Origin of the sequence: Actinomadura rudentiformis, from assembly GCF_008923185.1 — a bacterium.
GTDB classification, from domain to species: Bacteria; Actinomycetota; Actinomycetes; order Streptosporangiales; family Streptosporangiaceae; genus Spirillospora; species Spirillospora rudentiformis.
Genome location: NZ_WBMT01000003.1, coordinates 314,077 through 334,828 on the forward strand (window position 1 = coordinate 314,077; position 20,752 = coordinate 334,828).

Sequence of the window (20,752 nt, forward strand, 5' to 3'; positions counted from 1 at the left end):
TCCGTCCGATCACACCTGCCTGGCGGTGGTGCGGAAGCGGCTGCGGTAGGCGCTGGGTGGGACGCCCAGCTCGCGGAGGAACGCGCGGCGCATCGTTTCGGGGGTGCCGAAGCCGCTCAGGCGGGCCACCACTTCGACGCCATCGTCGCCGTTCTCCAGGAGGAGCCGCGCCGCTTCGACGCGGGCTCGTTCCACATAGCGGCCAGGACTGCACCCCACCTGCCTGGTGAACATGCGGCTGAAATGGCGCGGGCTCATGGAGAGCCAGTCCGCCATGGCGGCGATGGAGAGATCCGCGCCGGGATTGGCGGTGATGTGCTCCAGGAGCCGCCGGAGCGCGGTGTCCTGGACCGGCGGTGTCCGGTTGTGGACGCTGAACTGCGACTGCCCGCCGGGCCGCTGGAGGAAGACCACGAGCCACTTGGCGATCTCGCGGGCCATGCCGGCGCCCTCGTCCTCTTCCACCAGGGCGAGCGCGAGATCCACGCCGGCGGTGACACCGGCTGCCGTCACGATCGGATCGTCCCGTACGAAGATCGCGTCAGGGACCACCGTGACCGATGGATGGGTGGTGGCCAGTTCCGAGGTGAACGCCCAGTGGGTCGTGGCGCGGCGTCCGTCCAGGAGCCCCGCGGAGGCCAGGAGGAACGCGCCTGTGCAGACCGAGGTGACGCGGCGGGCCCCGGCGGCCAGCCGGCGGATGCCCTCGACCAGAGCGGGATCAGTCGAGTGGTAGGTCCAGCCGCCTGCGACGAGGAGGGTGTCGGGCGGCTCGACGTCCAGGTCGCAGTGCACGCCGAGGCGCACACCCGAGGCCGCTGTCACGTCCTTCCCGCCCGGTGAGGCCAGGCGTACGTGGTAGCCCGCGCCGTGGAGCACCTCCAGCGGCCCGGCGGCGTCGAGGATCTGGATGCCGTCGTAAACGACGATGAGCACGTCGCGCATGAGGCCATGCTCTCCCGAAACGCGGACGTCCTGATACGAGGGATCCGTGTCATTGATGCCGGGTCGGCGGCGGGCACATGCTGGTGGCCATGGACGTTGCCTTTGTTCTGTACGAGAAGCTGACGGCCCTCGACCTCGTGGGGCCCTACGACATGCTGGCCCCTCACCCGGAGGTCAATGCGCACTTCGTCGGTGCGCGGCGCGGGCCGGTGCGGGCCGACTCCGGGCTGGAGCTCAACGCGACCAGCACGTTCGACGACCTGCCCCGGCCGGATGTCATCGTGGTGCCGGGCAGCAGCCAATGGACCGCGGTCCTCGAGGAGAACGACGCGCTCGTGGAGTGGCTCGCCTCCGCGCATCCGAACACGACCTGGACCACGTCGGTGTGCACGGGATCGACCCTGCTGGCCAAGGCGGGCATCCTGGCCGGACGGCCCGCGACCACGCACTGGCTCGCACGGGAACTGCTCGAGGAGCTGGGCGCCGTGGTCAGCACCGAACGGGTGGTCGTCGACGGCAAGGTGATGACGGCGGCAGGGGTGTCGTCCGGGCTCGACATGGGCCTGACGCTGACCTCGCGCCTGTTCGACGACGCGCGGGCGATGCTCATCCAGCTCCTCGCCGAGTACGACCCGCAGCCGCCGTTCGACGCGGGATCGGTCGAGAAGGCGCCCGCGGAGATCGTCGAATTCGCCCGGCAGTACACGCTCCAACGCTAGGACGTGTCTCAACCCGACCTAGGCGAGATCGTCGAGATGGCGTGACACGAGTGCCGCCATGCGCTCGGGACCGTTGCGGTCCGGGCGCGTGGCGGCGTGAACGGCCAGGCCGTCGACGAGGGCGTGCAGGCGTTCGGCCTGCAGATCGACGTCGTCCGTGGACGCCCCGGCACCGAGCAGGTCCTGGACGAGCCGGCGGCAACCGGCGTGCAGGACGTCGTAACCGCGGTCGCGGAGCGCGCGGAGCTCGGGGTCGGCTTGGGCCCGTGCGGTGAAGGCCAGCCACACCTCGTTCTCCGCCTGGCGCTCGGCGTCCATCGGCAGCAGCTCCGCCAGCACCCTCTCGGCGCGCAGCCGAGGATCGGCCTGCAGGTCCAGAGCCGAGATCCGCTGCTCGATGCGTTCGATGACCATGTTGAGCGCGAACGCGAGCAGGTTGCTCTGGCTGTCGAAGTAGTGCCGGAGCGATCCCATCGACAGGCCCGCCTCGCGCGCCACGTTCCGTACCGACGCCTGCTCCAGGCCATCGCGGCGGATGACCCGCCACACCGCCTCCGCCAGCTCGCGCCGTCGCTCCACGGGATCCACGACTCTCGGCATGGACTTTTCATAGCACAGTCGTGCCAGCCAGCGCGCCGAACCAACAAAACGCCTGGTCACGGCGATAGGTTGGGCTCGACTCGATGGCGCGACAACGGAGGGTTCGGTGCATCCGCGAACAACGGTGGCCGCGGTCGTGTGCGTGGCGCTGCTGGCCGCAGGATGTTCCGATCGCGCGAGGCAGAGCGACCCGTGGACGAGCGCGGGCGTCGCCGAACCACGACTCAGGACCGGTCCGGGCAACAGCCTGGCGGTCGAGGCGCAGACGGACCTGCCGCTGGACGACGAGGCGAACCAGGCGGGCTTCAACCGCCGGGCCGCCAAGATCGCGTGGCGTACGCACCCTGGCCGGGTGGACAGCATGAACGTGGCGATCAGCGACGAGAGCGGGCATTCCCACACCCGGGCGTGGCGGCGGGCGGACCTGGAGGCCGCGTTCGGCCCGCGGCTCGCCGGCCTCGACGAGGGCCGGGATCCCAAGCCGCGCGAGCGTCCGGCGCGGGGTGACGGCCCGTACCGCGACAACGACGCACGCGACCTGCGCCAGAGCCTCGCCATCACCGGCGAGGTGCTGCGGAGGACCTCCCAGGAGATCTTCGGGCGGGGCCGTGCGCCGGTCGAGGGCGGACGCGAGGAATGCATGGGCGGGATGCTCGGCATCGACCCCAACGGGAAGCACCGGGCCTCCAGCAGGCTGCTCGCCCCGCTCCCCGGCGGCACGCATGAGATCGTTCCGCTGACCAGGCTGGTGACGTACTGGTCCCGCCTCGGGCTCGACGTCGACACCAGCGGTCTGTATTCCGGAAACGACGACCTGGTCAGTGCCGCCCTCTCCGGCGCGGGACGCCTGTCAGCCGGCGTCAAGGCTCCGTACGGGCAGCGCGAGCGCTCGATCGAGCTCGTTGCCCACACCGACTGCTTCTGAGCTGCCGAGATCCGATGAGAGCAGGGTCCGCATGCCTTCGCGGAGTGTCTCGGCGTCCACGTCGCCGAGCAGCAGGCGCTGCACGATGAATCCGGTGATGATGCTGGTCAGCACGGCACCGACGGCGTGCGGGTCGGCGTCCGGCGCGAGCCGGCCGTCGTCCTGGAGGCGTTCGGCGACGCGTGTCCACCAGCTCCTGGTGTTGCTGAAGATCCTGGCCATGGCCTCGTGGACGGCGGGGTTGTACGTGGCCAGCGCCCATCCCTGCGGCGCGATCAGAATCCCGCCGCCCGAACCCATCCGTTCGATCACTCCGGCGGCGAACCGCGCCACGATCTCGTCGAGCGGGGGCAGCTCGCCGGTGTCGAGGATCTCCTCGAGTATGGCGCTCACCTGCGGCTCGCTGCGGGCGGCGATGGCCCTGATGAGGTCGTCCTTGCTGCGGAAATACCCGTAGACCGCACCAGCCGAAAGGCCTGACTCCCGGAAGATCTCCTGCAGGGAGGTCTTGTGGAAGCCCTTGCGCACGAAGCAGCGCTGCGCCGCGTCGAGGATCTGCTGGCGGCGGCGTTCACGGTGCTCTTCACTGACTCGAGGCATGGCCCAATATAAAAACGAACGTCCGTTCTTGACAACCGACCGCCGCCGTGTGAGGCTTCCACCATAAGAGAACGGACATCCGATTTTAGAGTAGGAGCCATCATGACGTCCTCGCCCACGGCCCGCGCCCTGCTCCTCGGGGTCGCCGCCACACTGGTGCAACTGACCATGGTCATCGCGTTCGCCTGGCCGGCGACGCAGATCGAGCCCCGGGACGTGCCCCTCGTCGTGGCCGGCCCGCAGTCCGCCGCCGTCGCCCAGCAGCTTGAGCAGCGCCAGCCCGGCGCCTTCGACATCGAGGAGCGCGCCGACGAGGCCGCCGCCCGGCAGGCCCTCGCCGACCGTGAGGCCTACGGTGCGATCGTCACCACCCCGGCCGGGCCCCGCGTGATCGTGGCCTCTGCGGCGAGCCCGCTGGTGTCGCAGCAGCTCACCCAGGTCGCCCAGCAGATGGCGGGCGTCAAGACGGTGCCGGTGCAGGATGTGGTCGCCGCGGATGCCGACGACCCGCGCGGCTCCGGATTCGGCGCGATGGCGCTGCCGCTGGTCATGTCGGGAATCGCCGGTGCGGTGCTGCTGACCCTCTTGATCCCGTCGGTGCCGGGACGGCTGACCGGCACGATCACCTTCGCCGTCCTCGGCGGCCTCGCCACCGCCGGGCTCGCGCAGGGGTGGCTGTCGATCCTGCCCGGCTCCTACCTCGCGGTCTCCGGCGTCATGGCGCTCACCATCCTCGCCGTCACCGGCACGGTCGCCGGGATCGCCGCCGCGATCGGGCGGGCGGGCATCGGTCTCGGCGCGCTGACCTTCCTCCTGCTGGGCAACCCGCTGTCGGCCGCCACCTCGGCACCCGAACTGCTGCCCGAGCCGTGGGGCATGATCGGCCAGCTGCTGCCTCCGGGCGCCGCGGTCTCGCTGCTCCGCTCGGTGGCCTTCTTCGACGGAGCGAACGCGGGCGGCCCGCTGACCGTCCTGCTCGCCTGGGCCGCCGCCGCACTGGCCCTCTTCGGCATCGGCGCCCTCCGGTCCCGGCGCCCGCAGGAGGCAGAGCCGGCCGACCGCCGCGAACCCGCTCTCGCGTCCTGATCCCCGTCTCCAGAGGCCGGTGCCCACCCGGGTACCGGCCTCTTCGGCGTCCTCGGACCGTTCGGGCGCCCTCAGGCCGTGACGACGCGCAACGCCCCGGGCTGGCGGCCGGTGAGGTGGTCGAGCGCGGCGGACGTGGCGTCGTCGGCGGGCAGGTGGACGATGAGCTGCTGGGCGTCGCTCTCGGTCAGTTCGAGGACCTCGCGGGAGAGCCGCAGCTCCCCCACCTCGGGATGGGCGATGCGTTCGACCCCGAGGGGCTTCGGCGGCTGGGTCGGTATCGTCAGGCGATCGGTGAACGCGGGGCCACCGAGGATCATCAGCTCCTCGACGAAACCCGTGACGTGCGGATCGGTGCAGTCGGACCGGTACCGGAGGTCGAGGACGAGCTCGTCCGCGATCCGCTCCCAGTCCAGGTAGACGGCGCGCGCCCTGCTGTCGGTGAACGTGAACAGCAGGACGTTGGGCCGCTCGGCGTCGAGCAGGCCGATGGGCCCCGCGAGCCGTTCATAGCCGGTCGTGTAGGCGAGCACGTCACCCAGCCGGTTCAGCAACACGGCGGGCGCGGGCTCCAGCCGTTCGAGCAACATGCGCACGCTCGGCCGTACGGACCGGCTGGGCGCGGAGAGCGCCCCCGGGCAGAGCGCCCCGAGCCCGCCGCTGCTCGCCTTGGCCAGGTGGCGGAGATGGACCCGGTCGTCCGTGCCGAGCCGCAGCGCGTCGGCGAGCGCGGCGAGCACCTGCGCGGACGGATGGCGGTCGCGGCCCTGCTCCAGGCGCGTGAGGTACTCGACGCTGATGCCGGCGAGCGTGCTCAGCTCCGACCTGCGCAGGCCCGGCGTGCGGCGCCGCGTGCCTTCGGGCAGCCCGACGTCGGCGGGCTTCACGGCCTCCCGGCGGAGGCGGAGGAAGGTCCCCAGCTCGTTCTCGCTCACAAGCCGCAATGTACCCGCTCGCCCGGTTCCGGATCGTGGCCCTGCTGGGGCCAGCCTGAGCTTGGCCTCCCTAGGCCGCCGCAGTCGCAGCAGGTTGGAAGCCAGACAACAAGACCGGACGGTTTCAGGAGTCCTCATGTTCATCGCTTACTCGATCACCGGTGTCCTGCTCGCGATCGTTCTCTCGATCTCGGCCATGCTGCTCTTCACCCGCCAGGAACAGGTGACCGGCGACCTCATCAGGATGGGCGTTCCAGAGTCGTGGTTCCTCTGGCTCGCCCTCCTGAAGCTCGCGGGCGCGGTGGGTCTGCTGGTCGGTCTGGCCGTGCCGCTGATCGGGATCGCCGCCGCGATCGGCGTGATCCTCTACTTCGCCGGTGCGGTCATCACCCACCTGCGGGCCCGCGACTTCGCGCTCGCCCCGGCCGTCGTCCTGGCCCTCGTCGGTGCCGTCGCGTTGGGCCTGCGCATGGCCGCCGCGTGAGAACGGCCTCAGGTCGTCGAGGCGGACTTGGTCAGGGCCTCGTCGAGGATCCCGGCGGCGGTGTCGATCTCGTCCTCGGTGACCGTGAGCGGCGGGGCGATGCGCAGGCAGGCGCTCATGCCCGCGCCCGCGGGGCTGCGGACGATGTTCATGCAGAGCCCGGCCTGCTCGCAGGCCCGCGTCACGGCCGTGCCGAGCTCGGTGGCCGGTTCCCTGGTCTCCCGGTCGGTCACCAGCTCCACGCCCCACAGCAGACCGTGGCCGCGGACCTCGCCGATCGTCTCGTGCCGCTCCGCCATCTCGCGCAGGTGACCGCTGAAACGTTCGCCGCGTTCGCGGGCCCGGGCGGGCAGGTCCTCCTCCTGAACGACCTGTAGCACAGCGAGCGCGGCCGCGGCGGGCAGCGGATCGGACTGGTGGGAGGTGTAGTAGAGCAGGTTCCGTTCCTGCGCCGTGCGGCTGATCTCGGCGGACGTGACGACCGCGCTGATCGGCAGTCCGCCGCCGAGGGTCTTGGAGAGCGTCACGAAGTCGGGAACGACCCCGAACAGCTCCATCCCGTACATCGCACCGAGCCGGCCGAAGCCGGTCTGCGCCTCATCGAGGATGAACAGCAGCTCGCGTTCGTGCGCCAGCTCCATGAGGCGGGTGAAGTAACCGGGCGGCGGCACGAGGATGCCCCCGGCCGAGAGCACGGGCTCGGCGATGAGGGCCGCCGGGGCACCCACCGACTGCTCGTCGTACTGCTCGAAGCCGACCTCCAAACAGGTGGTGTCGCAGGTGTCGGAGCAGTGCTTGATGGGACAGCGGTAGGAGTAGGGTGCCGGCAGCGCGAAGATCCCCGGCTGGGTGGGCCCGTGACCGCGGCGCCCGGCGGAGAACGTCAGCGCCTGGCTCATGGCGGTCATCCCGTGCCAGCTGCGCCCGAGCGCCAGGACCTCGAAGCCGCCCGTCGCCAGCTTGGCCATGCGTACGGCCGCCTCGTTGGCCTCGCCACCGGTGCTCAGGAACATGGCCCGGTCAAGGCCGCCCGGCAGCGTGGCGATCAGGCCCTCGGCCAGGTCGAGGACCGGCGGCGACAACATCGTCGAGTTGAGGTGAACGACGTCGTCCAGGGACCGTTCGATCGCCGCCACGATGCGCGGATGGTTGTGCCCGATCGTGGCGCAGATCTGCCCCGAGGTGAAGTCGAGGATCCGGCGCCCGTCCGTGGTCCGCAGCCACGAGCCGGAGGCGCTCTCGATCAGGTCCGGCCAGAACTCGCCGCCGGTGTAACGGATCAGGAGCTCGGCTCGTGGATCCATCTGCCCACTCCTCCCGCAGGGATGTCCTGAGCCGATCGTCACCCGGAGCAACCCATCGGGTCTATCGCATGTTTTCGAGCGATATCCGTGGAAGATTTCGAAGCATGATGGATCTGCAGCGGCTCCGGCTGCTCAACGAGCTTCGCAGCCGGCGCACGATCGCCGCCGTCGCCGACGCCCTCTCCTACAGCCCCTCAACGGTGTCCCACCAGCTCTCCGAGCTGCAGCGGGAGGTCGGCGTCACGCTCTTCGAACGGGACGGGCGGCGGCTGCGGCTCACCGAGGCCGCGCACGTCCTCGCCCGCCATGCCGATGTGCTGCTCGCCCGGGTCGAGCTGGCCGAGGCCGAGGTGGCGGCCACCGCCGGCGCGGTCACCGGCGTCGTGCGGATCGTGGCGTTCCAGACGGCCGCCTTCCTGCTCGCGCCCGCGCTGGCCGACCTGGCGGCACGCCATCCGGGGCTGCGGATCGAGACCGTGATGTCCGAGCCCGACGAGGCCCTGGAGGCGCTCGAACGGCGCGGTTGCGACCTGGCGATCTGTGACGAGTACGAGGCGGTACCGCGGCGCCGGCCCGCCGGATTCGCGTTCGAGGAGCTCCACGTCGAGCGCGTCAAGCTGGTCGTGCCACGCGACCATCGGGTGGCGGGCGGTACGCCGGTACGGATCCGCGATCTGGAGTCAGAGGTGTGGGCGGGCGGGGCGCCCACCGAGAGCCACGGCCGTCTGATCATCGAGGTGTGCCGGAAGCACGGCGGGTTCACGCCTGACCGCCGCCATCAGACCTGCGACGTGCTGGCCCTGCTCGCACTGGTCTCCGCCGGGCAGGCCGTCACGCTCCTGCCCGAGCTGGCCCGGCCAGAACGGGATCCCGCCGTGGCCGTGCTCCCCATCGCCGGGCAGCCGGTGGTCCGCCGGATCTTCACGGCCGTACGGGAGGAGAGCCTGGCCCGTCCGGCCCTGGCCGCCGTCCTGGCCGCGCTCCGAGAAGGGCGCCGAGCGAAGCTCGTCCGTTGACAGGGCGGTTGGGCGGGGTCAGGACGGTGGGCCTTCGGTGAGCCGTCCCTTGTCGAGGACGTAGACGGCGTCGGCCCGCCGGGCGAGGGCGTGGTCGTGGGTGACGAGGACGAGGGCGCGGTCCTCCTCGCGGGCGCGCGTGAACAGCAGGTCCATCACCTGCCCGGCCGTCACCGGGTCCAGGGCGCCGGTGGGCTCGTCGGCCAGGATCAGCCGCGGCTCGCGGATCAGCGCCCGGGCGATCGCCACCCGCTGTTGCTCGCCGCCCGACAGGCTCGACTGGGTGGCGTGCAGCCGTTCACCCAGGCCGACGCGACGCAGTGCCTCGTCGGCCAGGTCGTACCGCCGCCGCAACCGCTCGCCGCCCGCATACATCAGAGGGGCCGCGACCTGCTGGCGGGCGCTGCGCCGCTGCAACAGGTTGAGCTGCTGGAACACAAAGCCGATGGCCTCGCCGCGCAGCTGCGCGCGGTCCCGTTCCCGCATCGTCGTGGTCTCCTTGCCGTACATGCGCACGGTCCCGGCGTCGGGCCGTTCCAGCAGGCCGAGCACGTTCAGCAAGGTCGACTTCCCCGCGCCCGACAGGCCGACGATCGCGACCGACGCACCCGGTCGTACGGTCAGCGAGACCTCGTCCAGGACGGTGAGCGGCTCCTTTCGGCGGCGCACCTTGAACCGTTTGGTGACACCGGTGACCTCAAGGACCGGCTCCGCCTCCACGGCCGGCGGCGGGCCCGCGACCCGGACGTCGTCGGCCATCGGAGGCTGCCGCACGCCCAGCGGGCCGTGTTCGGGGTTCACTCGCCACCCGGCATCTCGTCGCCCGGCGGCGGCCCGCCATCCGCCGGTGGCCCGCCGTCCGCCGGCTGCGGCACGTCGAAGGCGTCATCGGCGGGCGCGCGGTCCAGGATCTTCTCGCCCACGCGCAGGCCGTCCACGACCTCGACCTGCTTGCCGTCGTTGATCCCGAGCTTGACCTTGCGCACCTCGCGTTTGCCGCCGGACCCGACCACGGTGACGCGGCCCTGGTCGTTCTCGCCGAGCACCGCGGACAGCGGGATCACCACCGCGTCGCGCACCGAGTCGGTGGTGATGGCCATCTTGCCGCGGATCCCGGCGAAGACCCGCTGGCTGCTCGGAATGCGGCAGGTGACCTCGACGGCGTCGCCTCCACCGCCCTGGTTCGGGTCACCGCCGCCATCCGGCGGGCCACCGTCCCCGCCCTTGGGCGGCGCGCCCGATGCTCCCGCGCCGTACGCGATCAGGCGGCAGTTGAACGGCGCCGGACCGTGGTCGATCGCCAGCCGGATCGACTCGGGCCGTCTGTAGAACCTGTAGACGTCCTTGGCGTCGATGGCCGCGACCGCCTGGAAACGCCCCCGGTCAAGCTGGGCGACCGCCTCGGCCGGAGTGATCTCCTGGCCGACGGTCGCGGTCATCCCGGTCACCTTCCCGGCGACCGGCGCGACGACCGCGAGGTATCTGGCCTTGGCCTTCTTCTTGGAGCCGGATTCACCGTCCGGCTCGGCACCGGGCAGCTTGACGGTCAGGAGGCTCTGGCCCTTGGTGACGCGCTGCCCGTTCTTGCGGTGCACCGCGGTGACCGTGCCGGCCTTGGTGGACCGCACCGGGATCGACGGATCGGCCTTGATCGTCGCGGCGACGGTGAGGCGGCTGACGATCGATCCCTCCTTGACACTGATCTCCTTGGGCGACAGATCGGCGGCGGGCAAGGAGTCGGGCGGCGTCTCGGGCGTGGCGCCGCCGTTGCCGGCGAGCCAGCCCGTCCCGCCGACGGCCGCCAGAACGACCGCGATGATGCCGCCCTTGGCCAGGCGGTTCGCCCATCGAGGCATAAGTCGTCGTCTCCCCTGTCTGCGGATCGCCTTAACTGCGGATCGCCTGGATGACCGAACGCCGCATCGCGCGCAGCGCCGGGATGAGCCCGGTGAAGAGGCCGACGCAGACCGCGACGCCCATGCCCAGCAGCGCAGCCCGCCATGGGAAGGTCGCGCTCAGCTCGGCTTCGGCGAACGGCCCGCGGTGGGACAGGACGTCGAAGAGCGGCCCGCTGATCGCGTACACCGAGCCGATGCCGAGCAGCCCGCCCGCGCACGACACGATCAGCGCTTCGAGAAGCACGGTCAGGAACAGGTCCGAGCCGGTGGCGCCGAAACACCGCTGCACGCCGAGCTCGCTGCGGCGCTGCCGGACCGCCATCAGGCCCAGGACCAGGACCGGGAGGGAGCCGAGGATCAGCAGGAACACCGCCGACCCGACCAGCACCTTGCCCATCGTGCCGCTGATGAAGCCGGTGTCGCCCTCATCCCGATGGATCATGACGCTGCCCAGGCCCCAGGACCTGGCCGCGTCGAGCTTGAGCTGGTCCTTGACCGCGTCCGCCTGCCCCTTCGGCACCCGGACGACGTACGACGTGCTCTCCACACCGAGCTGCCAGCGCACCATCGCCCGGTACGGCATGAAGATCTCGGTGGGTGACCAGGGCGTCCCGCCGGAGAGCACCCCGACGACCCGCGCCCGCACCCACTTCCGCGGCGCCGCGATCTCGATGACCGCGCCGAACGGATCGGGTCCGAGCTGGTCGGCGAACTTCTTGCTGACCACGAGCTGCGGCTCGAACCGCTGGCTGTCGACCGGTGCGAGCCAGCGTCCGGAGGCGAGCTGGAACCGGCGGATCCGGTCGAGCTCGGGGTCGGCGCCGATCGTGTTGAGCTGACCGCCCTGGTCCTCGCTCCCCTTGATGGGGCGCGTACCGCCCGGCAGGACCTGACGGTAGGAGATCTGCTGGGTGGTCCCGAGCGGGCTGCCGACGACCCGGTAGCGGCGTAGATCGGACTCGATCCGGGTGATCACACCATCGGACATCATGGACATGCCCTGGGTGGACGGCGGGCCCTCCATGGTGAGCGTCACCGGCCGTCCGACCTGCTGTTCGAAGACCTGGACCAGCGACTGCTGGGCGAGGCCGCCGAGCGCGATCGCGAGCGTGACCACGGCGACGAGCGCGGAGACGCACAGCAAGGAGAGGGTGACCCGCACCTTGCTGGTGCGGATCTCCGCCAGCGCGGACAGCACCATCCCCCAGATGGGCATCGCTAGGGCCCCCGATACGGCGTCGGCGAATGTTCTCCCGGAATGTAGTGATCAAGGACCCTACAACAGACCATTCGGCGTATGCCATACCGAGTATTCCCCTGACCGAAATTGGACCGTTCTTATCGCGAGAGGGCCATTTCGAAAAGCACTTCTCCGAGTGGGATGGGCCACGTTCGCATGCCTTGACTTCAACATAGCTTGATGTTTCAGACTTGCTGTCAAGGTCGAGGAGACCGAGCCGGAACGTAGCGAACTGAATGACGCAAAGGAGCGTGGTCGGTGTGCTGGTGATCGAGGTCGAGGAGTTCGGCGGGCCGGAGGTCCTGGTCCCGCGCGAGGTACCGGACCTGGAGGCGGGCCCCGGCGAGGTCGTCGTGAAGGTGACGGCCGCGGACACGTTGTTCGTGGACACCCAGATCCGCTTGGGCGCGGCCCGGGAGTTCTTCGACGTCAAGCCTCCGTACGTGCCCGGCGGCGCCGTGTCCGGCGAGGTGGTCTCGGTGGGCGCGGGCGTCGACCCGGCCTGGATCGGCCGCGGCGTCATCGCCTACACCGGCGGCCTCGAGGGGCACGGCGGCTATGCCGAACTGGCGGTGGTCTCCGCCTGCGGGCTCATCCCCGTGCCCGGCGACCTCGGATTGCGGGAGGCCGCCGCGCTGGTGCACGACGGCGTCAGCGCATACGGGCTGTTCGAACGCGCCGAGATCAAGGCGCGGGACCGGGTGCTCGTCGTCGGGGCCACCGGCGGCGCGGGCGTCCTGCTGATCCAGCTGGCGCGCGCCGCGGGCGCCACGGTCATCGCCGCCGCGCGCGAGCAGCGCAAGCTCTGTCTCGCGCGCGGGCTCGGCGCCGACATCGTCGTGGACTACTCCGAGCCCGACTGGGCCGAACACGTGCGGGACGCGACCGGGGGCGCGGGCGCCAGGGTCGTCCTCGACGGAGTCGGCGGCGAGATCGGCAGGGCGGCCTTCGACGCCGTCGCGAATGGCGGATGGATGTCGGCGCACGGCTCTTCCACCGGCGGGTTCAGCGTGATCGACCCGGAGGAGGCGGTGCGGCGGCAGGTGACCGTGCAGGGCATCGGCGACATGCGGATGGGCCTCATCGACCGCAAGCGGGTCGCCGCGCCGGTGCTGGAGGAGGCCGCGGCGGGCCGCCTCAGGCCGCTGATCGGCCAGACCTTCCCGCTCGAACGGGCCACCGAGGCGCACACCGCGATCGAGGCCCGCTCAGTCATCGGCAAGACCCTGCTGATTCCTTGATGCTGATTCCTTGATGCTCATCCCCTGACGGCTCATCACTCCTGACGGCTGCTCGCTGCTCCTCCGGGGTGCGGGCCCGGCCCTCGGCGAACGCGGTCGCGAAGGCCTCGTCGCCGAGGGCCTGCCGTGCGGACGCCGTGATGCGGTCGACGTCACCGCGTTCGGCGCCGGGAAGCGGCGCCCCGACGGATTCGCGGGTCGCGGCGGCCGTGCCCAGCAGGCTCGCGGCACTCTCCGGACGACCGTCGAGCGCCCGCGCCCCGGCCAGCCCTTCGAGGGCGAGGGCGATCGCACGCGGATCGTTGGTGGCTGCGGCGTCGTCGAAGCTGTCCAAATGCAGCGCGAGGGCCCGCTCTGCATCGCCGCGCTGCTCGGCGACGAAGCCGAGCTCGGCGGTGATGAACGCGGTGCCCGCCCGGCCGCCAACCCGTTCAAGCCACACGAGCGGGCTGCGCAGATGGGCCTCGGCCTCGGCCAGCCTGCCCTGGCGGCGGGCCACCAGCCCGAGCCCGATCTCGGCGAACTCCCGCGAGGACCTGCTCGAATGCTCGACGGCGAGCCGCAACGCCCGTTCGTGCAGCTCCCGGGCCCGGTCGAGGTCCCCGGTCAGCAGCGCGATCCGGCCCAGACCGGCGACCTTGAACGACACCTCGGGCCACAGGCCGAGCTCCTCGGCGATGCGGACGCCCTCCTGGCGGAGCCGGCCGGCCCGTTCGTAGTCCCCGGCGATCTCGGCGGCCCGTTCGAGCGGGTCCATGGCGACCAGACGTCCCCAGGCGTCGCCCAGCTCCTCGAAAATCGAGAGGCTTTCTGCGCCGTCCGATTCCACCCTCGCGAGATCGCCGGGAACCACCGCGAGGGTGGCCCGTGAACTCAGGGCGGCCGCGACACCCCAGCGATCGCCGAGTGAACGGAAGGTCGCCAGCGCGCGTTCGATCCGCGCCGCCGTCGCCGCCATGTCCCCGTAGGCCCAGTGCACGAAGCTCAGGAACCACTCCGCCATCGCACGGCCACGCGGGTCGTCCACGCCCTCGTACGCACGGAGCGCCGTCTCGATCAGCCGAGTCGGGTCCGCGCCGTCGCCGGAGATCATCGTCATGGCGGCGCGCCAGCTCACCGCCGCGGCCCGTTCTGGCCTCGGAGGTACAGAGGGTGGCGCCTCGCCTTCGACGGAGAGCGCACGGTCCAGCGACCGCCGGGCCTCTCTGAACCGCCCGCGCAGATACCAGTGCCATGCCTGGGCGTTGACGAGCCGGAGCGCCAGGTGAGCGTCGCCGTCCCGCGCCGCATGGTCGAGCGCGGCGCGCAGGTTGGCGCTCTCGATGTCGAGCCGCTCCAGCCAGCGCCGCTGCTCCGGCCCGCGCAGCCGCTCGGCGGCTCGTTCTGCCAGGTCCGCGTGGTAGCGAGCGTGCTGTTGGCGGACGAGCCGCTCCTCACCGGCATCTTGGAGACGTTCGAGGGCGTATGCCGCCACCGATTCCAGGAGGCGATATCGAGGGCCGTGCAGTGGAAGGGGAGCGGCGGTCACGACGAGCGACCGGTCCACAAGGCGGGCCAGCACGTCGAGGACATCGCCGGCCCGCACGTCCGAGGACTGCACACCGTCACCCGCGCAGATCGCTTCGGCGCTGTCGAGCGTCGCCCCTTCGGAGTGCACGGCGAGGCGGCGCAACACGGTGCGTTCGGGGTCGGACAGCAGCTCCCAGCTCCAGTCGATCATCGCGCGCAACGTCTGCTGGCGGGCGGGCGCGCCCCGGTGCCCGGCGGCGAGCACCCGGAACCGGTCGTCCAGGCGCGCGGCGAGCTCATGAACGCCGAGCAGGCGGACCCGGGTGGCCGCCAGCTCCAGAGCCAGCGGGATGCCGTCCAGCCTCCGGCAGATCGCCGCGACCGCGGGGGCGCTCTCCGCGTCGAAGGCGAAGCCCGGTGCGGCGGCCTCGGCCCGCGCGACGAACATCCGTACGGCGCTGGACTTCCGCAGCTCCTCCGGCGCCCCGGCGTCACTGTCCGGCAGGTCGAGCGGCGGTACGGCGACGACACGTTCAGCGGCAAGGCCGAGAGGCTCCTGGCTCGTCGCGAGGACCTGCAGCTCGGGAGCGGCCTTCAGCAGACGCTCCACCAGCTCGGCGACCGGCTCGATCACGTGCTCGCAGTTGTCGAGCAGGAGGAGCGCCCGCCTGGCGGTGAGGGCGTCGGCCACACGGTCGGACGGCTCGTGCCGTTCATCTGGGTCCGTTCCCGCCGCGTTCTCCTCGCGCACGCCCAGGGTCGCCGCGACCAGCTCGGCCACGTCGCGACCGCCGGGTGCGAGAGCGGTCAGCTCGACCAGCCACACGCCGTCCGGGAACGCGTCGCCGGCCTCCCTGGCGGTCTCGATCGCCAGCCGCGTCTTCCCGACGCCGCCCGGACCGGTCAACGTCACCAGCCGCGGACCGCCGTAACGGCCCGTCTTCAGCAGCACGCCGACCTCGCTGACGGCCTCGGCGCGGCCGATCAGGCCGCTGAGGGCGGCGGGCAGCCGCGGCGCCCGGGCCGCCACCGAGGTGGCCGGAGTCAGCGCGGGGTCCTGCTCAAGGATCGCCTGGTGGAGCGCGGCCAGTTCGGGACCGGGGTCGAGCCCCAGCTCATCCCGCAACCGGTCGCGCAGCTCGCCGTAGGTCGCGAGCGCCTCGCTCGGGCGTCCGGCCCGGTAGAGGGCGCGCATGTACGCGGCGCGGAGCCGTTCGCGGAGCGGATGGCGCTCGACGAGGCCGGCGAGCTCCCCGGTCAGCAGACTGTGCTCGCCGAGCTCCAGACGTGCCTCGGCGTGCGCTTCGAGTGCGGCCAGCCGCAGCTCGTCGAGGCGTACGATCGCGGCCCGGGCGAACGCGTCGTCGGCGAAGTCCGCATAGGCGGGGCCGCGCCAGAGCGCGAGAGCATCCGCCAGCAGGGCCGCCCGCGATCGCGGGTCCCCGGCCTGGCGCGCCTGCGCGACCAGGGTCTCGAAGCGGCCGGCGTCGACGGCGTCCGGCGCGACCTCCAGAAGGTATCCGGGCGCCCGGGAGACCACGAGGTCACGGCCGCCCGGCTCGGCGTCCGCCAGGGCCTTGCGGAGCTGGGAGACCCGTGCCTGGAGTGTCCCGAGGGGGTTGCGCGGCGGCCGGTCGCCCCACAGATCGTCGATGAGCCGGTCCGTGGACGCCACACGTCCCGGTTGGGTCAGCAGGTCGGCGAGGAGCGCACGGACCTTGGCCTCGGGAATCGTGACCCGCGTCCCGTCATCCGTCCAGACGGCCAGCGGACCGAGCACCCCGAAGCGCATTCCCCCAGGTTAATGGAGCACCCGGACACTCCATCCCAGGCGGCCCGTAGCGCATCGGAAGCGACCCCGAAGGGCTCGGCCGCACTCTGAAGCCACAACGTCAGAGACGACGACTTTGGAGAAGACAATGGCGACGCACAAGACCCCGGTGACGGTCATCGGGCTGGGCCCGATGGGCGCGACGATGGCCCAGACGTTCCTGAAGGCAGGGCACCCGGTCACGGTCTGGAACCGCACGGCGAGCAAGGCCGAGCCGCTGGTCGCCCAGGGCGCGACGCTCGCCGCCACCCCCGCCGACGCGCTCGCGGCGAACGAGCTGGTCGTCATCAGCCAGATCGACTACCAGGCGATGTACGACTCGATCGGCTCCGCGACGGACGCCCTCAAGGGCAAGGTGCTGGTCAACCTCAGCTCCGACACCCCGGAGAAGCTGCGCGCGGCGAACGACTGGGCGGCCGGGCACGGCGCCGACCTGATCACCGGCGGCATCATGACTCCGCCGCCGGGCATCGGTGAGCCGGGCGCCTACACGTTCTACAGCGGCTCCGAGGCGGCTCTGGAGAAGCACCGCGAGACGTTGAAGGTCCTGACCGACGTCACGTACGTCGGCGAGGACCACGGCCTGGCGATGTTGTACTACACGGCGCAGCTGTTCATCTTCTGGTCGTCGCTGGCCAGCTACATGCACGCGGTCGCGCTCGTCGGCTCGGCCGGTGTCGCGCCCGAGGCGTTCCGCCCGTACGGTGCGGCGACCATCGGGGACCTCGCCAGCGACGGGCCCATGGGCTTCGTGAAGATCCTCACCGAGGAGATCGAGAAGGGTGAGTACCCGGGCGAGCTCAACAGCCTGCTCATGCAGGCCGTGAGCGCGGACCACGTCGTCGAGGCCAGCAAGGCCGCCGGTCTGGACACCGGGTTCCCGACGGCGCTCCGAGACCTCTTCTGGCGCGCGGTAGACCGGGGCCACGGGGCCGACGGGCTCGGCAGCCTCTACGAGGCCATCAAGAACCCGCCCAAGGCATAATTCACGCTGCGGCCTAGGCGACGTTGCGGCGGCGTAGGGCCTCCTGGACGGTCTGGACGAGGGCCATCACCTGCGTAGAGGCGTTCTCCCGATCCCAGACCAGGCCATACGTCATCCGCAGGTCGCCCAGGTCACCGTCGCCGAGCGGCGGGAAGCCGATGTCGGGGCGGCGCACGGTCTCGGTGAGGAGGCGCGGCGCCGGCATCAGCCCCCGCCCGGCCGCGACGAGATCGAGGGCCCCCGCCAGGTCGTCGATGTCGTACGCGGCGACCTGGGACTGGAGGGCCGCGCGCAACCGTCCGGGAAGCTGCACCCACAGGGCGCGCGGCAGGAGGACCGGATGCCCGGTCAGCTGCTCCAGCCGTACGGACGAGGCGGTCGCCAGGGGGCCGCCCGCCGGGACGGCCAGGTGCGTCACGGGCAGGTGGAACCGCGCGGTGGTCGCGAGCCCCGGCGGGAACGGCGCACTCATGATCGCGACCGCGGCGGTGCCCTGGTTCAACTCCGCCGTGGCCTCCGTCCAGACCGCCGGGCGCAGCTCCACCTCGGCGTCCGGCGCGTTCCGGGCGAGGCGCCGGGCGACCTGCGCGGCGAGCGTCCCGACGAGCGGGTCATAAGCGAACCGAATGGACTTCCCGCGGGGGCCGGCGAGACGGCTCGCCTCCGCCGAGAACGCGGCAGCCTGCTGCAGCAGAGCCTCGGCATGCGGCAACAGCGTCCGCCCTGCCGGCGTCAGCTGGACCTCGCGGCTCGTTCGCTCGAAGAGGCGCACGTCAAGGACCCGTTCGAGACGGGCGATCGCCTGGCTCACCGCAGGCTGGGACATGTCGAGCTGGACCGCCGCCCGGGAGAAGCTCAGATTGCACGCGACGGCCACGAAGCATCCGATGTCGCGCAGCGGCGGGGCCGCTCTCCAGTCAGGCAGGTCCATCGCTCAGCACTGCCGGGCGGAGGCGATCTCTGAGGTCATGCGACCAGTCTGGGCGATAACCGGCGCTGATGGATCCGGCAGCCGTGGACCAGGCTGTGCACACTGCGTTCCCTTGCCATCGCAGGATTCGAAGGAGAGCGCATGACCGCCCGGCCGAACGCCGTTTCCACCTTTCCCACCTTTCCCGCCTTTCCCTCCGCCACGATCCTCGGCTACCCGAGGATCGGACCGCGCCGCGAGCTCAAGCGGGCACTGGAGTCGTACTGGAACGGCCGATCAAGCCGTGACGAGTTGAACTCGGCGGGTCGCCGGCTCCGGGAAGCCACCTGGCGGCGGCTGACGGATCTGGGGTTGGCGGAGCCGCCGTCCAACACGTTCTCGCTGTACGACCACGTGCTCGACACCGCATTCATGCTCGACGCGGTACCCGCCCGCTACCGGGCGGCCGACGATGTGTACTTCGCGATGGCGCGCGGCACCGACGACGTGGCACCGCTGCGGATGACCAAGTGGTTCGACACCAACTACCACTACATCGTTCCAGAGATCGGCCCGGAGACGGCCTTCCGGCTGGCAGACGACAAGCCGGTCCGTGAGGTCGCCGAGGCGCGGGAGCTCGGCGTCTCCACACGGCCGGTGCTGCTGGGCCCGGTCACCTTCCTGCTTCTCTCGCAGGCGTCCGCCGGGAGTCCGGCCGGTTTCACGCCGCTGCATCGGCTGAACGACGTGCTCGGCGTGTACTCCGAGTTGCTGAGGGCGCTCGCCGCAGAAGGCGTGGACTGGGTGCAGCTGGACGAGCCCGCGTTGGTCGCCGATCGTTCGGACGAGGAGCTGGTGGCCGTACGGGTGGCGTACGAACGGCTTGGCGGCCTCGACCTCACTGAGCGGCCGCAGCTGTTCGTCTCCTCCTACTTCGGGGAGCTGGGTGCGGCTCTGCCCGTGCTCGCCGACTGCCCCGTCGAGGCGATCGGCTTGGATCTCGACCGGGGACGCGACGTACTGGCCCGGCGTGACCTGGCTTCCCTGGCGGGAAAGACCGTCGTGGCCGGTGTCGTGCCTGGCCGGAACATCTGGCGGACTCACCTGAACGACGCGTTGGACACGCTGCGGTATCTGCGTGGCAAGGCCGGCGACGTGACCGTGAGCACCTCGTGCTCGTTGCTGCACGTTCCCCATGACCTCGAATCGGAGGACGATCTCGATCCCGCGCTGCGGAAGCGCCTGGCCTTCGCCGACCAGAAGGTGGGCGAGGTCATCGAGCTTGCCCGGCTGTTCGCGGCTGCGCCTGACGACGCCGTGACGGCCCCGCCCGTACGGCAGCGGCCTCAGGCGTCGTCGCCGGACAGCGCGCAGCCTGCCGAGCGCAGCCCCTATCCCGTCCGTGCCGTGGCACAAGCCGAACACCTGCGCCTCCCACCGCTGCCGGTGACCACGATCGGGTCGTTCCCGCAGACCGGCGACGTCCGGGCGGCCAGGGCGGCACTGGCCGCCGGGGAGATCAGCGAAGAACGTTATGAGGCGCTGGTCAAGGCGGAGATCGAGCGCGCCGTCCGGCTCCAGGAGCGGCTCGGCCTCGACGTCCTCGTGCACGGCGAGCCCGAGCGCAACGACATGGTGCAGTACTTCGCCGAGCATCTCGACGGCTTCGCCATCACCAGGCACGGCTGGGTGCAGTCGTACGGCTCCCGCTGCACGCGCCCGCCCATCCTGCACGGCGACGTCGACCGGCCCGCCCCGATCACGGTGGGCTGGGCGCGGTACGCGCAGTCGCTGACCGGCAAGCCCGTCAAGGGCATGCTCACCGGGCCGGTGACCATCGTCGCCTGGTCGTTCGTCCGGGAGGACCGTCCGCTGCGAGCCGTCTTCGACCAGGTGGCGGACGCGATCCGCGCCGAGGTGGCCGACCTCCAGGACGCAGGCGTCTCGATCATCCAGGTGGACGAGCCCGCACTGCGTGAGCTGCTGCCGCTGCGCCGGGCCGACCAGGCCGCCTACCTCTCCTGGGCCGTCGGGGCGTACCGGCGGGCCACGTCGGTCGCGGCCGACCGCACCCAGATCCACACCCATCTCTGCTATTCCGACGCCGCCGAGGTGCTCACCGCCATCGACGCTCTGGACGCCGACGTGACGACGATCGAGTCGGCCCGTTCCAACGCACGCGTCCTCGACGATCCTGCGATGAAAGGCTTCGCCCGCGGCCTCGGTCCCGGCGTCTACGACATCCACTCGCCCCGCGTCCCCGCGGTGCCGGAGATCACCGGCCTGGCCGAGAAGATCCTGCGCGTGCTCCCCGCGGACCAGGTCTGGATCAATCCGGACTGCGGCCTCAAGACCCGCACCTACGACCAGGTAGAAGCCGCCCTCACCAACATCGTCACCGCCACAGCCGAACTCCGCGAAGTGTCTGAAGTACTTCTCAGTTCTTCTGATAACTGCCGGGACCGATCTGTGGGATGACTCCAAAGGCCGCGATGTGGTGCGACCCACACTTCAGGGGCTTCCT

Annotated in this window: 18 protein-coding genes; 8 read left to right on the forward strand and 10 right to left on the reverse strand. The window is 71.2% G+C overall.

The features are described from left to right. Positions 1-9: 9 nt before the first annotated feature. Complete coding sequence (locus F8566_RS08035; RefSeq protein ID WP_151559294.1) at positions 10-945, reverse strand: GlxA family transcriptional regulator; 936 nt, start codon at positions 943-945, stop codon at positions 10-12. Between the two features lie 89 nt (positions 946-1,034). Between F8566_RS08035 and F8566_RS08040 the strand changes: the two genes are divergently transcribed. Further along, positions 1,035-1,664, forward strand: coding sequence for a DJ-1/PfpI family protein (locus F8566_RS08040; RefSeq protein WP_151559295.1), 630 nt, complete (start codon positions 1,035-1,037; stop codon positions 1,662-1,664). Positions 1,665-1,682: 18 nt separating this feature from the next. Here the strand turns inward: F8566_RS08040 and F8566_RS08045 are convergent, their stop codons facing one another. Next, positions 1,683-2,264, reverse strand: coding sequence for a TetR/AcrR family transcriptional regulator (locus tag F8566_RS08045; protein WP_151559296.1), 582 nt, complete (start codon positions 2,262-2,264; stop codon positions 1,683-1,685). 106 nt (positions 2,265-2,370) lie between these two features. Here F8566_RS08045 and F8566_RS08050 point away from each other — a divergent pair, with 106 nt between their 5' ends. Next, positions 2,371-3,189, forward strand: coding sequence for a hypothetical protein (locus F8566_RS08050; RefSeq protein WP_151559297.1), 819 nt, complete (start codon positions 2,371-2,373; stop codon positions 3,187-3,189). Here F8566_RS08050 and F8566_RS08055 read toward each other — a convergent pair. Beyond that, positions 3,115-3,789, reverse strand: a complete 675-nt coding sequence (locus tag F8566_RS08055; protein ID WP_151559298.1) for a TetR/AcrR family transcriptional regulator — start codon at positions 3,787-3,789, stop codon at positions 3,115-3,117. The two genes, F8566_RS08050 and F8566_RS08055, sit on opposite strands and share 75 nt — an antisense overlap. A 102-nt stretch (positions 3,790-3,891) precedes the next feature. Here F8566_RS08055 and F8566_RS08060 point away from each other — a divergent pair, with 102 nt between their 5' ends. Further along, a complete protein-coding gene (locus tag F8566_RS08060; protein ID WP_151559299.1) occupies positions 3,892-4,875 on the forward strand; it encodes a hypothetical protein in 984 nt (327 codons plus the stop codon). Between the two features lie 71 nt (positions 4,876-4,946). Here F8566_RS08060 and F8566_RS08065 read toward each other — a convergent pair whose 3' ends face one another. Then, positions 4,947-5,810, reverse strand: coding sequence for a helix-turn-helix domain-containing protein (locus tag F8566_RS08065; protein WP_151559300.1), 864 nt, complete (start codon positions 5,808-5,810; stop codon positions 4,947-4,949). A gap of 136 nt (positions 5,811-5,946) precedes the next feature. On the opposite strand from F8566_RS08065, the gene F8566_RS08070 reads away from it, so the two are divergent. Beyond that, the gene (locus tag F8566_RS08070; protein ID WP_151559301.1) at positions 5,947-6,294 is read left to right on the forward strand and encodes a DoxX family protein; all 348 of its coding nucleotides are present in this window, start codon (positions 5,947-5,949) and stop codon (positions 6,292-6,294) included. A gap of 8 nt (positions 6,295-6,302) precedes the next feature. On the opposite strand, the gene F8566_RS08075 is transcribed toward F8566_RS08070, so the two are convergent. Then, on the reverse strand, positions 6,303-7,598 hold the full coding sequence (locus F8566_RS08075) for an aspartate aminotransferase family protein (RefSeq protein WP_151559302.1): 1,296 nt from the start codon (positions 7,596-7,598) through the stop codon (positions 6,303-6,305). A gap of 104 nt (positions 7,599-7,702) precedes the next feature. Here F8566_RS08075 and F8566_RS08080 point away from each other — a divergent pair, with 104 nt between their 5' ends. Then, positions 7,703-8,614 (forward strand): LysR family transcriptional regulator, encoded by a 912-nt coding sequence (locus tag F8566_RS08080; protein ID WP_192809570.1) that lies wholly within the window; start codon positions 7,703-7,705, stop codon positions 8,612-8,614. A gap of 18 nt (positions 8,615-8,632) precedes the next feature. On the opposite strand, the gene F8566_RS08085 is transcribed toward F8566_RS08080, so the two are convergent. Genes F8566_RS08085 through F8566_RS08095 form a run of 3 tightly spaced genes read right to left on the reverse strand, consistent with a single transcriptional unit; the run spans position 8,633 to position 11,728 of the window. Next, positions 8,633-9,415 (reverse strand): ABC transporter ATP-binding protein, encoded by a 783-nt coding sequence (locus F8566_RS08085; RefSeq protein ID WP_318836392.1) that lies wholly within the window; start codon positions 9,413-9,415, stop codon positions 8,633-8,635. Next, positions 9,412-10,470 (reverse strand): efflux RND transporter periplasmic adaptor subunit, encoded by a 1,059-nt coding sequence (locus F8566_RS08090; RefSeq protein ID WP_151559304.1) that lies wholly within the window; start codon positions 10,468-10,470, stop codon positions 9,412-9,414. The genes F8566_RS08085 and F8566_RS08090 overlap by 4 nt, the downstream gene beginning before the upstream one ends. 31 nt (positions 10,471-10,501) lie before the next feature. After that, positions 10,502-11,728, reverse strand: a complete 1,227-nt coding sequence (locus F8566_RS08095) for an ABC transporter permease (protein WP_151559305.1) — start codon at positions 11,726-11,728, stop codon at positions 10,502-10,504. Positions 11,729-12,003: 275 nt separating this feature from the next. Between F8566_RS08095 and F8566_RS08100 the strand changes: the two genes are divergently transcribed. Continuing rightward, positions 12,004-12,993: a zinc-binding dehydrogenase gene (locus F8566_RS08100; RefSeq protein ID WP_318836393.1), complete on the forward strand. Its 990-nt coding sequence runs from the start codon at positions 12,004-12,006 to the stop codon at positions 12,991-12,993. Here the strand turns inward: F8566_RS08100 and F8566_RS08105 are convergent. Continuing rightward, positions 12,965-16,294 (reverse strand): BTAD domain-containing putative transcriptional regulator, encoded by a 3,330-nt coding sequence (locus F8566_RS08105; RefSeq protein WP_151559306.1) that lies wholly within the window; start codon positions 16,292-16,294, stop codon positions 12,965-12,967. The genes F8566_RS08100 and F8566_RS08105 overlap by 29 nt on opposite strands. 127 nt (positions 16,295-16,421) lie before the next feature. On the opposite strand from F8566_RS08105, the gene F8566_RS08110 reads away from it, so the two are divergent. Next, positions 16,422-17,318: an NAD(P)-dependent oxidoreductase gene (locus F8566_RS08110; RefSeq protein WP_151559307.1), complete on the forward strand. Its 897-nt coding sequence runs from the start codon at positions 16,422-16,424 to the stop codon at positions 17,316-17,318. Between the two features lie 13 nt (positions 17,319-17,331). Here F8566_RS08110 and F8566_RS08115 read toward each other — a convergent pair whose 3' ends face one another. Beyond that, complete coding sequence (locus F8566_RS08115; protein WP_151559308.1) at positions 17,332-18,249, reverse strand: LysR family transcriptional regulator; 918 nt, start codon at positions 18,247-18,249, stop codon at positions 17,332-17,334. 141 nt (positions 18,250-18,390) lie between these two features. On the opposite strand from F8566_RS08115, the gene metE reads away from it, so the two are divergent. Then, complete coding sequence (gene metE, locus F8566_RS08120; RefSeq protein WP_151559309.1) at positions 18,391-20,706, forward strand: 5-methyltetrahydropteroyltriglutamate--homocysteine S-methyltransferase; 2,316 nt, start codon at positions 18,391-18,393, stop codon at positions 20,704-20,706. Positions 20,707-20,752 lie beyond the last annotated feature (46 nt).